General features: G+C 44.5%; 12 protein-coding genes and 1 pseudogene. 2 read left to right on the forward strand and 11 right to left on the reverse strand.

Annotated features, from left to right (window positions below; all coding sequences use genetic code 11):
- On the forward strand, nt 1-537 hold a 537-nt coding region (locus tag KDK13_RS10045; RefSeq protein ID WP_257284843.1), incomplete at its 5' end, for an ATP-binding protein.
- A gap of 410 nt (nt 538-947) precedes the next feature.
- Entirely contained in the window at nt 948-1,343 is a 396-nt protein-coding gene (locus tag KDK13_RS10050) for a NirD/YgiW/YdeI family stress tolerance protein (RefSeq protein ID WP_257284844.1), read from the forward strand.
- Nucleotides 1,344-1,492: 149 nt separating this feature from the next.
- Here the strand turns inward: KDK13_RS10050 and KDK13_RS10055 are convergent, their stop codons facing one another.
- From KDK13_RS10055 to KDK13_RS10105, 11 genes and pseudogenes are all read right to left on the reverse strand, one after another.
- Nucleotides 1,493-2,188 carry a response regulator transcription factor gene (locus KDK13_RS10055; RefSeq protein WP_257284845.1) on the reverse strand — a complete coding sequence of 232 codons (696 nt, stop codon included), beginning with the start codon at nt 2,186-2,188 and terminating at the stop codon, nt 1,493-1,495.
- A gap of 457 nt (nt 2,189-2,645) precedes the next feature.
- Nucleotides 2,646-4,184 carry an IS66 family transposase gene (locus tag KDK13_RS10060; protein WP_257284846.1) on the reverse strand — a complete coding sequence of 513 codons (1,539 nt, stop codon included), beginning with the start codon at nt 4,182-4,184 and terminating at the stop codon, nt 2,646-2,648.
- A 41-nt stretch (nt 4,185-4,225) separates the two neighbouring features.
- The gene (gene tnpB / locus KDK13_RS10065) at nt 4,226-4,576 is read right to left on the reverse strand and encodes an IS66 family insertion sequence element accessory protein TnpB (RefSeq protein ID WP_257284847.1); all 351 of its coding nucleotides are present in this window, start codon (nt 4,574-4,576) and stop codon (nt 4,226-4,228) included.
- Entirely contained in the window at nt 4,573-4,872 is a 300-nt protein-coding gene (locus tag KDK13_RS10070; protein WP_257284848.1) for a hypothetical protein, read from the reverse strand. Before KDK13_RS10070 ends, tnpB begins: the two co-directional genes overlap by 4 nt.
- Nucleotides 4,873-4,947: 75 nt before the next feature.
- Nucleotides 4,948-5,253 (reverse strand): annotated as a pseudogene (locus KDK13_RS10075) (transposase); the annotation flags it as partial.
- 82 nt (nt 5,254-5,335) lie between these two features.
- Entirely contained in the window at nt 5,336-5,749 is a 414-nt protein-coding gene (locus KDK13_RS10080) for a hypothetical protein (protein WP_257284850.1), read from the reverse strand.
- On the reverse strand, nt 5,742-7,760 hold the full coding sequence (locus KDK13_RS10085; protein ID WP_257284851.1) for a hypothetical protein: 2,019 nt from the start codon (nt 7,758-7,760) through the stop codon (nt 5,742-5,744). Before KDK13_RS10085 ends, KDK13_RS10080 begins: the two co-directional genes overlap by 8 nt.
- Nucleotides 7,760-9,448 (reverse strand): site-specific integrase, encoded by a 1,689-nt coding sequence (locus tag KDK13_RS10090; protein ID WP_257284852.1) that lies wholly within the window; start codon nt 9,446-9,448, stop codon nt 7,760-7,762. Before KDK13_RS10090 ends, KDK13_RS10085 begins: the two co-directional genes overlap by 1 nt.
- Complete coding sequence (locus KDK13_RS10095; RefSeq protein WP_257284853.1) at nt 9,441-10,646, reverse strand: site-specific integrase; 1,206 nt, start codon at nt 10,644-10,646, stop codon at nt 9,441-9,443. The genes KDK13_RS10090 and KDK13_RS10095 overlap by 8 nt, the downstream gene beginning before the upstream one ends.
- 158 nt (nt 10,647-10,804) lie before the next feature.
- Nucleotides 10,805-11,386, reverse strand: a complete 582-nt coding sequence (gene ssb, locus KDK13_RS10100; protein WP_257284854.1) for a single-stranded DNA-binding protein — start codon at nt 11,384-11,386, stop codon at nt 10,805-10,807.
- Between the two features lie 189 nt (nt 11,387-11,575).
- Nucleotides 11,576-12,919, reverse strand: a complete 1,344-nt coding sequence (locus KDK13_RS10105) for an MFS transporter (protein ID WP_257284855.1) — start codon at nt 12,917-12,919, stop codon at nt 11,576-11,578.
- Nucleotides 12,920-13,016 lie beyond the last annotated feature (97 nt).

The following is a 13,016-nucleotide window of genomic DNA, read 5'->3' on the forward strand; positions in this document are numbered from 1 at the left end:
ACAGTACAGGATTCCGGTTCAGGAATTGCCGGGGATCAGCTTCAGGCAATATTTTCTCCTTTCCGACAGGGAGCTTCCGGACTCAGGAAAGGGGGAACGGGATTGGGGTTGGCCATCAGCCAGCGAATTACAATGGCCATGCATGGCACGCTAACGGTTTGCAGTGAACTTAACGTCGGTAGCCGCTTTGTACTGACACTCCCCGTAACCAGCGCCACAGAGCCTGTAGACTGGTCTGGTCCAGCTAGACGTTTATTACCATTGGCAGAAGAGGATGGGAAGATCGAAAGCCCTATCAGGCCCAAGTTACCGGTAGTTCAGGCTGAGATTCTGGAGCGTCAGCTGACCGCCTTTATTGAGATCGGTGATATTGAAGCTATTCGTGATGCTGTAGCCCATTTGTACAACCATGAGCTTGCCCATTGCCATAACACTCAGCTCTGGCTGAAGCAATTGATGAAATATTGCGATGAGCTGGATATCGACGCCCTGTCGAAACTGGTCATGAACCTGCGGGAGCATGATGAGCCGGTTTAACAAAGCCATCATGGGCTCTCACTTTGAGATAGGGTTATGCCATGGAGTTCGCAATTTGCCATACGCTTAATTAATACATCAGGCAGTCTGCTTTCAACAGGCTATAGATCGGTTCTGCTGCACTAGATTCTGTGCTCAATAGCCTGTCAAAGCGTAAAAGTACTCTCGGAAACAGGCAGATTTATCTTGGTTGCACTACCCCTTTCGAAGCATATGACAAAGCTTGACACTGTAGGTGAGTCATAACGTTTCATACCAAGTAATTAAATGGGAGGTTTTTTTGATCTCGTTATACCAATGCGTTACCAAACATTTGCTTGCTTACAAAAATGTAAGAAATCAGAAATGTTCATGTATAGCTAAGAGCTTATCATCATTGCAGCCCATCAGAATAGGCTGAGGATATTAATATGAAGACCATCAAATCTGTACTGTTTCTATTTCCCGCATTACTGCTGTCTACAAGTGTTTTGGCAGCACCTCCACAAAGTCAATCAGGATTTACGGGGCAGGTTGTTCAACAGGGGTTCAATGGTCCATTTCAGGGCATAAACTCCGTAGAAATGGCGCTTAATGCATCTGATGATGCTCATGTTGTTATGACTGGACATATTTCTGCAAGCATTGGCGAGGAATGGTATCAGTTTGTTGATCAGACCGGGTCTATCACCGTTGAAATTGATCATGATAAATGGATGGGGTTATCAATCTCTCCGGAAACCAGGATTACCATTTACGGCGAAGTGGATAAAGAATTTGCCCAGACTGCAACGATAGATGTAAAAAGAGTGCAGCTGGCCAATTAATGAGGAAGCACAGACGACGGAGATATGGGAAAGAAAAAAGTTTTACACTTTTTATTTCGTATATTGAACGCATAAGGTCAAGGCTGCCAGGGCAGCCTTGTAATAAATATGAAAGCAGTGACCCTGATCCTTCCTGATATCAAATATCCCTATTTTGCCTGCGCGTTCTTAGGGTGAGGGCAATTGAGATTGATGCAGCCATCCAGATAGTCTCTCACTTGCATAACCTGGCGTACCAGTTGAGCAAGTGACTTGACGCCTAACTTTTTCATAACACAAGAGCGGTGTATTTCGACAGTGCGATAGCTTAGATTGATATCTGCTGCAACCACCTTGTTGGGCTTCCCGCTGATGATGTGGCACAGAACTTCACACTCTCGCTCCGTTAGCGTGGACAGCTTTCGCAATATTTCCTTGCGTTTCAGCAACTCTTGTCTTTGTCGGGCATCAATTTTCAGGGTGTCGTGGATCAGATCCAGTAGTTCCTGGTCACGAAAAGGTTTCTGGATAAAGTTCGTGGCGCCGTCCTTGATTGCCCGGACAGCCATGGGAACATCACTGTAGCCGCTGATAAAGATGACTGGAAGTGTACACTGCATTTCATTGAGCTTGCCCTGCAGTTCAAAACCGTTCATGCCGGGCATGCGAATATCTGTCACAATGCAACCGGGCGGGTTTTCATTATGAGCCAGCACCTCCAGAAATTCGATAGGTGAGAAAAAGGTTTCTACTGCCTGGCCTACTGATTTCATCAACATTTGCAGGGAGTCACGCACAGCCTCGTCATCATCGATGATAAATACAGTTGGTTCCAGTGTCTTATTCATTTTATTCTGTTGTTTCATAATACCCCCTATTCTACTTTTCTAAGTATGATAAATAATTTTTTGAGGTTGTTATTCGCTTAAATACAAAGACCTCGACGCAAATAAGGGAGAGGTAAGGGCGTCGAGGTATGCTGATAAACAGCAAGTCAAAGGGTTCATCAATTACTTGATGGTAAAAATTGATTAATTTTAATGTAATCGAAAAAAAGACTATCAGGCAATTGATATGAGCAACAGTGCTGGCAAGCGTTTTCCGCTCATAATTCGCTTGTGCGTAAGTGTATACCACAACCGGTTAGAACCTTATGATAATAACAATTCATTGCAATAAATGCTTGCTGCATTAATAAGCAGGAGGTAAACAAACAATCTCATTTTTAGCTTTGAAAGAAGCGCCTAATTGCTTGCGCTCCTTGCTTGTAAGTACATTACCTGTTTTGTTAAGGGTAAGCGGTAATTTCCCCACACCTGTTCTTCAGACCAGTTTTTGATTCCAGGGAAGTAGCTTTTCAATATCTTCGACTGACTGAGCTTGCGGAAGTAAGGTAAACACCGTTTTCAGATATTGGCATGGCTCAAGGCCACAGGCTTTGGCTGTTTCAACCAGACTGTACAAGTTAGCACTGGCCCTGGCTCCATCAACGCTATTGCTGAACAACCATGCCTTGCGACCCACCACGAACGGGCGGATCGCATTTTCTGCCAGATTATTATCCATGCGCAGGTAGCCTTCATCGCAGTAACGGATCAGCTTCTGCCACTGGTTATGCAGATAATGTAACGCCTTACCCAGAAGGGTTTTCGGTGGAACCTGGGGTAACGATTTATCCAGCCATTGTCGTAGTTGCTGCAGGATTGGCAGACTCTGTTCCTGACGAACTCTTTTTCGTTCATCCGGTGGGCTTTCCTTGATGGTTTGTTCTATCCGGTACAGTTTACGGATGTAAGTCAGTCCCATGTGCGCTTTGCCGGTTTTGTTTTTGTCTTGTTGCCCTTTGATGGCTTCATCGAACTTGCGCCTCGCATGCGCCCAGCAGCCCTGGTTGATGACACCGGGCTGTCTGCTGATGGCGGCGTAACCTTCATAGCCGTCCGTTTGCAGGTATCCTTTGAAGCTGTCCAGTAACTGCAATGCTACCGAACCACTGCGGCTGGGCGAGTAGTCGAACAAGATGATTTTCTGACCGATCACCGGTTCAGCAACCTGTACCCACATATAGGATTGGCTTTTTGACGTTTTACCCTGTTCGCTTAATACCTGAGTAACCGTTTCATCGCAGTGTATCAGTGGTGCTTCCAGTAATTTGTCACGCATCAGGTTGATGAGTGGTTGCACCAGGTCACCGCAGCGAACCATCCACATAGACGTTGTCGCCCTGGCAATATCAACACCCAGCCGGGCAAGGATAAATTTTTCCTGACGATACAGCGGTAATCCATCGACGTATTTACTGCTAGCAACGAACGACAGTAATCCCGGTGTGGCGATGCTACCCGGAATGGGCTGTGCCGGTGCCTTAGCCGTGACGATACCGGTTTCACAGGAACGACAGCCATATTTAAAGCAGACATTTTCGATCACCCGGATTTTAGCAGGGATGATATCCAGTTGTTCCGTGATGTCTTCACCCACCCGGTGCAACTCACCACCACAGCAGCTGCACTGTTTTTCATCCTCTGCAAGGTCGTGTTCTTCACGGACTCTGGGCAGGTGTTTGGGTAATGGCTTTCTGCCACGTTTTTTACGGGTATGTTCAGGAACGATGACTTCGGACTCTGTTTCTTCTTCACCTTCCGTTTCGGGCTGATCCTGTTCAGCTTCATTAAACAGGTCTTGTTGATCAGGCGATACCTTTTCGCTGGAGGCTCCGAACTGCTTGTGCAGAAGAAGGCGAAGGCGCTCTTCAATCTGCAGGCACTTTTCCTGCCATTGATCCTTTTCAAGGATAAGTGCATTGATCCAGGCTATCAGCTCAGGGCTGTTATCAGGCAAAGGGACAGGGCAGGCTTCCATGCCAATTCAGGATAGATGGTAATGATGCCCGCGCCACTGTGTCACAGCACAGTCGTGTAGGGTAACGATGAATGCGGTTTCTGGAGGCGGATGTCATAACCATCCAGCAGTTGATTCAACAGTGCGCCATCAATGGGCTCAGGAGCATCATCACCAGGCCATTTGAACCGGAATTTCTCCAGCCGTTTATACCAGAGGATAAAACCATTGTTCTCCCAGAGCAGAAGTTTGACCTTGTCCCGTTTACGGTTGCAGAAGACAAAGATCGTCTGACTGAAAGGCGACAGGCCTGCTTCCTGCTCCACCAGTGTGGCGAGGCCATCGATGGATTTACGCATGTCGACAAACTCGGTGTACAGGTAAACGGCGGCATCTCCGTCAGGGCGTATCATACCTCGGCCTGTAGCGCTTTAATCAGGGCAACCGTTTGTTGCTGTGTTGCCTCAATACGGATGTTATCGATGTGTAGAATCAGTTTTTCGGTACTGTAGGATTTCGCAGAGAGTATTGCCAGGGGGATGACCTTACTATCAGGTTCATTACTCAGCTTCCGCTGCCAGTAGCTTAACTGATGTACTTTGAGTTGGTGTTGCTTGCACCATTGGGTCTGGTTCAGGCCGGATTGCTTCCAGTCATTGATTCGCTGTTGCCATAATTGCTGAAGTTGTTTACGTTGAACTGCTTTCATGTTGAGTCTCCAGAGGAAAGCAGCATTGTTGATCAGTTTTTCAGACTGCGGAATGTGTGGGGAAATTACCGCTTACGAAGAAAAGAGTGTTTGTCTTTTCTTCACAAGTTGAGGCTCAAATGAGCCATCTCTGTCACGGGGAGCTTCTATCTCCAGAGGCCCGTCTTCTGTCGATAGTTGTTTGGTTAACTTACCGTTACGGCGGTTGCCAGAGGGACTCCTGGAGTGTTTCTCGTACCCCAGATGTTCCTCAAGCTCTGCGTTCAGAGCGGTTTCAATAGCCACCTTGGAAAGCATCTGTCGGAAGTCATTAAGATCACTTTCTGACTTGATGGATTTGGCAGCTTCTTTAGCAAAGGCTTCAAGTTGCTTGGTATCCATGTTTTGCCTACCTCAACCTCGTAGGGTTTAAAGATAGACAGAAACACAGTTCTATCTACAGTCTCGTATTACCTGCTTGTCCCTATTTCGTTTCTGTCCTTTCTCGGTCTATGTAAGGTAGCGGCTCATTGAGCTGGTGTTCTTGAAGCCCATATTTATAAGCATTGTATTGCCACTTAACCAACCGCTCTAATAGGACTCGATTCTTTTCTTCCAACTCATAAACCTTTGCCTGCAAATTATCAATTCGCTGTGATGCAACCTCTAAACTGCTAGGCTGAGACGGTTTGCTAACGCCAACTTTATGACCTTTCTTCTTCGCCAGATAAGCATCTTTTATATTCTGGTTTGCATTCAACGACTGTCTGGATGGGCGTTTACCAATCAGTTGCGCCGATGAGTCACATATTGCATCCCATGTAAGCTTTCCTTCATTCCAACCTCTGATCAAATTAACAACAACTTCAACGTCATTTGCTGTAAGATGTTTAGCCAAGACCACCTCCCAAGATCAATCCCATACCTTCTGCAAGATCAGAGTGCTTATCGTTTTCAAGCACAACCTCAGGATTATTATTGATAGCTCGACCTAGATGGCTAAAGTCCTGATGATCTACCAGTTTAATAACAGCTCCTTCTGGAACATCTGGGTTCTCTAGGATATGAATCAGCTGCCGTGTTCTAGTGATCGTTTTTAGATGATATTCACTCCATCTATCTGCACCATAGACTCCTTCTTCTACATCAGCACAAGCAGCTTCCCATTCCGCTTCCATTAATTGAAGCTTTTCTTTGAGTCGTTTTAGCTTCTCATCCTGTCCTTTGATGCACACCTGCTCACAGCAGTTCAAACAATCGCGATATTTTTCGCATGGAGTCATCGTGTAATCATGCACACAAAAGCCAAACTCAGTAATGTGAGCAAATCCTCGCTGCAAGGTATTGAACTCCTGGACAGTTTTTGGAACCGCTCTGATTACTTCTCCTGAAGGGCCGAAAAATGACTTGGTGATATCGAGAGATTCTGCCTTAGCAACCATCTCGAACTCACTCATATGGTTATAGACTCGGTTCTGCCTGACATCAGCCCTACCTGACCATTTAGCAATTTCTAGCTGAGATAGCCCACCCTTTTGTGCAATTGTATTAAGAAAGTGTCTTGCTTGATGAGAGTTCACTTTCAGCCGTTGACCGTCCTTCCCAACGTAACCATTTCTATCAAAAATACTTTGCAAATTAGTTCCAGTAACAGGTCCCATATCTCGCGTTACTGTATTTTTACCGTACTGCGTTACCAGTACTGCACTGGTTCCTCTGAAAGCATGAACTAAATGCTTTTGCATACAAAAAAGGCCATCTTTGTATTTGATTCCTCTTTCCTTATCCAGCCAAGGGAAGTCCTTGGGCTGCCGACGCATAACCTCAGCCCATAAACTGGCTAACGTATTTGCCCCGTCAACTGTTGGTAACCGCCAATCACGTAATGAAGTTCGGCACTGGTTTCCATTACCGTGCGCTAACCCTAGCGCCTTACATGCATCCACAATAGTAAGTGGTTGATGCTCGTCAACATCAGGGCAAGCATTGTGCCTATAAAAACGATCCGGATGTTTTTCAACCCAAGCTGCAAGATCCCTTGCGGGTTGAGTTAAAACTCGAATACGTTGAACAGCCTCTTTAGCTATATCTACCATTGGCGTTGGAATCCATTTGATGTCACCTCCATAACCTTTGCCCGAATAAAAACGCCAGCCATATCGCTCAACACCCGATTTATCCACCTCTGTTATCTCAAGATTTGCAGGCAATGTGACAACTTCATGAATTCTTGATGGAGCGCACATAAGCATTGCCCATACCGCTGAAGTCATAATGTCTCTTGGAGACTCTGGCTGACGAGAAAAAATCTCAGCAAGAGCATCAAGGGCAGTAGGATCAGGCATTTTTTTTGATCGCTCTGACTCTGCTTTTTTGCCAGTGCGAACCCCACTTCTAGGCCTAGTCATTGGTGAACGCCAACCGAATACATTGTTATAAGACAATCGGTTCTCTGATATAAAATCTGCAAGACGCTCTAGCTCCAAACCAGTTTTATATGCTGAGTTGAGATTGTAATGTTCTCGCCCAAGCTCTGCAGCAAAGTCTAGAACTGCGATAGAGGTATTTAGTAACGAGCCAGAATTATGAACTTTTAGCAAAGCTGCCTCTAAGCAACGAAGGGCTAATAGCTCAATATAATACTTTGAAGGTTTATGGCCTTGACGATAGCGAAAATAAGCCTTTGAGAAATTAACAAACTCATCATTCAAATAATTTTCAGGTTTTAACTTTTGCCTGCTGTGTACACCAAATTTGGTCCATTGGACATACCCATGCCATTTAGTGTTATCCCAGTCAAGGTCAGAGCCAAAAACCGTTAACTCATTCCGACAACGATCAATAAAGTCGGCTAGATTCTGTTCAGCAGAAAGCTTGCTGTTGCTTTTGAAATAAAAGATATTGGTCATCAATAAATGCCCTGTTCTACAACTTCTTCCTTTCTGGCATTGCACTGGCTAATCACTTCGGTAACTGCGGCAATTGTTCGATCATTAATGCTTGCTACTTGCAAATCACCGGTGAGATCTAATATTCGGTTTCGTTCCTGAACTAAAAACTGATATATCGACTCATGAGGAGCATTTAGCCAAGGCTGAAAGTGGTAGCAGGTATAGCATGGTATCGGTACATTCGCACCGCATTTACTATAACCTCCACATGTACCACAGGATGCATCTTTAAACCGAACCCTACTTGCAGGATCTTCGCCACGCTCAGCAAAAGACTCCTCATCGACAATCGCGCCTACAAAAGCTTTAGCATATGGAACAAGTAAGTCACCAATGGCCTCATCCAATTTGCCCGCAAACTCTGGAATATTTTGGACATAAACTTTTGCGTGTTGCGTATCGGAGTGATCCAAAAGCTCAGCAATAACCAATTCTCCAAAGCCTTCTCTGGCCGCTCGAGTTCCCTTGGTATACCGAAACCGCCGAGAGCTTGCTTTTAAGATTTCACCAGTACGTTCAGAATGAATCTCGGACACCTCAATAACCTTTGCAATCATCTGATTAGCATTGGCCGTTGGCATATGCAGGAAATCACCTTCGAGCTGTTTCCTCAGGTCTATTTCTGACAAGCCATCAAACAGTTGAAGGTCTGGAAACAAAGGCATTTCTTCGTATAGTTGTTTTGGAATGCATCCTGCGATTTTACTTTTTACTATTTCCAAGATTGACTTTACATGAGCATCAAGAATAATCCAGAGTTCATCTGATATTGCAAATGCTTTGAACGTCGACCTAAAATCTGCTGAGTATTGCTTTGCTCTGGGTATATTTACCAAGTATTTTACACCACCACCTTCATTCTCCCCTTTTAACAAATCTTTTAATCGCAGATGTGTTAATTGAATTGGTCGTCTACCTGTATGACTAAGTAGTAAAACAAATGCCAGCTCATAAAGTTTAATTCGTCGCTGCTCAAAAGCTTGTGCTGCGCCTTCATTAAACGCCAGCAGCTCAACATCTGATAAAGGCCCTATTTCAGGGTCTAGCCTCTTAACAGCTTCACCTGTTCGATTACCTTTAAATGACCACGATTCAAGCAGATCAACGACATCTTCACTGACTCCAGCGTAACCAAGCTCATACCATTTTCTAAGAAGTATTCTAATCAGGAAAAGATACCATTCATTCTGTCGATTTAATTTAGCTCTAAAACTAATAAGGCTATTACAGTCAATATCTGAAGATGTTTTTGCTCTCAAATAAAACAAAAATCTATAGTGTATATTTAAAGTGTGCGAAGAAGATGAGTTAACAGCAAAATACGCCAGAGTTCTCCTATAAGATTTAGCGAGATCTTTAGGTAATTTCTCAATTACGCTAGTAACATCTAAAATATGATTTTTATCTAGTCTCCATTTGTAATCATTCTCATAGAATTCATAACCAGACTTTGATATATAGACCTTATCATTATTTTCTGCATTACCATCTTGCTTACTAGTACTGAGCTTATTACTTGTTTGACCTACAACCTGACTGGGAATATTTTCATTTGTTGAATCGCAAGTAGAAAGCACTACCTCTTTAACTTCAGGATCAGTTAAAACAATATCCATCAGGAGCTCTGATTGATGGACTTTATTCATTTACATTTTCACCTATATTACTTGGAACCTTGGTTAATCCAGCTTGTAGCGAGAGCGCAGCCTTCTCACTCTTTCTACGTACAAACCGCCGATTATAAATAGCAGATGTACCAGAGCCTTCCTTCCAACCCATTAAGTAAGAACGCATTTTTTCCTGCTCTTGCTCGCTCAAAGGCGTAGTCATCTCATCTAGCTGCTGTGAAAATCTCTCATTCCACGAGTGTCTCAACTTATGAGCACTTACATTTCTCAGGTGATGAGAGGTTTTACGAATTATCGAAAATATTTTTTTGTATGATGATAGTGAGACCGGATATCCTTCTGTTGGTCCCGATTTATGAACAACAAACAAATAGTCATGTTTTTTATTGCGACAAGCTGATCGACGGTAACAAGTTATGTACCTGTAAATTTCATGAACAACTAAATCACTTACTGGCAAGCGTCGATCCAATGTTTTTACTAAAGGCTGATACAACCTGAGGTCATCAGGGTCATCGGAACGCCTTGCTATAAGAATCTGATTTCTTTGAAAGTCAATATCTCTTACCCTAATGTTCAGTAATTCGCCACCTCGCACACCCAAATAATGAAGAAGTAATATCATTAACTTATTTCTATTCTTTGTAGCTTCATCTACAAAAGGGTTAAGCTTTGAATCAGGGTTTAACACTTTCAATAACAACTGACTCTGCTCTGAGGTCAAGCCTTTTTCTAATAGTTGATTTCGTCCTTTTGACTTTGGCCTTCGACTCTTGACAGCTCTCTCAAATCCCTTCAATTTTTCTATATTGGTCTGTTTCTGCAATAAAATCCGTGAAAGCCATACCACATATTCCGCAATGACAGTCATCCGAACATATTTAACGTGCTTAGATACCAAAGACTGAGAACCGTGCCTTGAGAAATTTTTCTGACAAAAGTCACTTAGCAAGTCATATTCATACTCATCAAAAAAACTCTGACTCCTTAGCCTAATTTCTAAACCCTCTTGGGTAATAGAACGTAATGATAAAAACTCCATAAAAACAGCGATTGCTGAAAGCGAAGACTTCATGACTGATAAAGACAAACTTGGGTTTCTGACCTGTGTCGTTACATAGAGATTTGGATAATACAGTGGCTCAAATGTCCTCTTGTCAAAAAGCACACAGTATCGTTCACCACTATCCATGACAAAATTTTCTAAACCAAACAACACAATTAGCACACCATAATTTTACAGTTTTCTAAGGTAACCAATAACCACTTTTGAGATTATCAAATTTTACACTTTTTCATATCTCAATCAATAAAAAACCCTCATAGAATGAGGGCTTAAAGTAATATCTTTACAAACTAGATCTAAGGTAACTCCTAGAAGGGAATATCATCATCAAAATCGTCAAAACCACCAGCCGGCTGTGGTTGGGGAGCAGGTTGCTGTTGCTGCGACTGGGCTGGTTGATGCTGTTGTTGTTGCTGTTGTGGTGATCCGTATTGCTGAGTCTGTTGTGGTGTATAGGACTCTTGTGGTGTATAGGATTGTTGCTGTGGTGCCTGCTGCTGGTAACCACCACCCATCGACGGGGTTCCCATGGCACCCTCCTGGCGGCCATCCAGCATTTGCATCTGACCACTGAATCCATCAACGACAATCTCGGTAGTATATCGATCCTGACCGTCCTGTCCCTGCCACTTGCGTGTCTGCAGCTTGCCTTCGATATAGACTTTTGATCCTTTGCGGAGGTACTGTTGTGCAATTTCAGCCAGCTTGCCGAAAATAACAACCCGGTGCCACTCCGTTTTCTCCTGCTGCTGACCGGTATTACGGTCTTTCCAGGACTCACTGGTCGCCAGACTCAGGTTGGCAACGGCACTGCCATTGGGAGTAAAACGTACATCCGGATCGTTACCCAGATTACCAACCAGTATTACTTTATTTACGCCTCGAGCCATTTAGCTTCTCCGCCATATTCATTCAAATCAAATAGCCTCCAAGAACAGTCCATTCAATGAAGACACCATGGACAGACCTTACAGGGTCGCTCCATATTAACAATGCTCTTTTAGAACAAAAGCCCTGCATCCGGTTCCCTGATTTTATTATGTATAACTCACTGGCTTATTATCTGAAACACATATTGCCTAACACTGGCCAAACTGTCTCAACTCAGACCAGTTCAGAGTTTGCTTATCGACCTTCAGATAAGCTGTTTTTTCCGCTGAAAGCACAGTCACTTCCTGAACTCCGACAATACCAGCAAGTTGTTCACTCACTGAACTGATATCACCGAGTTCAGGATTCAGAGCCATTACCATAGTACTCACATAAGGTGGTTGTTTCATAGTAACAGACAACCAGCACCACAGGGCAGTGGGAATTGTACAAAGTATTATCACGCCGGTAACACCTCCATACTCCATGGCGACGCCACCAAGGCTTCCGCCCAGGGCTGCCCCCAGAAACTGGCTGGTTGAATACCCTCCCATGACGGTACCACGAGTCCCCACCGGCGCAAGTTTGCTGACCAGGGACGGCAGCGTGGCCTCCAGGAAATTAAAACCGAAAAAGAAAATTAACAAGCCCGCCAGCAACATCGTTGCACTGAGCATTCCCTGATAAAACAGGGCAAAAGCAACGAACAGGGTAACGATACTAAAGCTATAGCACTGCTTGAGCAGACGCTGACGCTCGCTGAGTATAATAAGGGGGATCATCATGACAAATGAGAGGCCCATAACAGCCAGATAAATTCTACCATGGGCAGAGCGATCAAAATCGTTGCTCAAAAGCTCGGGAATAAAAACAAACAGGGCCATCAACACAAAATGGAGGACAAAAATGCCAACAATATGCCTCAGCAACTCCGGGTCAGTGAAGACCTGACGCAACCCCTGACGATCAACCGAAGAGTTTAGGTCGTGCCGTTTAATGACCGGTGTTGGCACCAGAAGCATAATCACCAGCATCGCTGCCACGGCCATCAGGGCATTAGAGATAAAGAGTCCGGACAACCCCCAGATATCACTGACAACCGGCCCAAGAACCATGGCAATGGCAAAGGCAACGCCAATTCCCATACCAATCATTGCCATCGCCCTGGTTCGATACTGGTCCCGGGTAAGGTCAGCCATCAATGCTGTCACTGCGCCAGCAATGGCACCACATCCCTGTAAAATACGTCCGGCAATAACCCCTTCAATCGTCGTAGCCTGTGCTGCCAGAAGACTTCCCAGTAGAAAAATAAACAGTCCCAGCAGAATGACCGGCTTCCTTCCCCAGCGATCAGAAAGCCAGCCAAAAGGAATCTGCAACATGGCCTGACTGAACCCATAGGCACCAATGGCCATCCCCATCAAACTGGGCGAAGCCCCCTGAAGGTCATCAGCAAAAAGCGCCAGAACAGGCAGTACCATAAATAGCCCAAGCATCCGAAAGACAAAGACCAGGGTAAGGGATACAGCCGCTTTTAATTCAACAGATGACATGGGAGAACAGCAAAGTCCTGAATTATTCTGGTGGTTATTACTGTTGACATCCTCCCACCACCAAGCCTAACGGCTATGGTGGGGGATTCCCGTTAGT

Origin of the sequence: Endozoicomonas sp. SESOKO1, from assembly GCF_024606265.1 — a bacterium.
In the GTDB taxonomy this organism is placed as follows: domain Bacteria; phylum Pseudomonadota; class Gammaproteobacteria; order Pseudomonadales; family Endozoicomonadaceae; genus Endozoicomonas.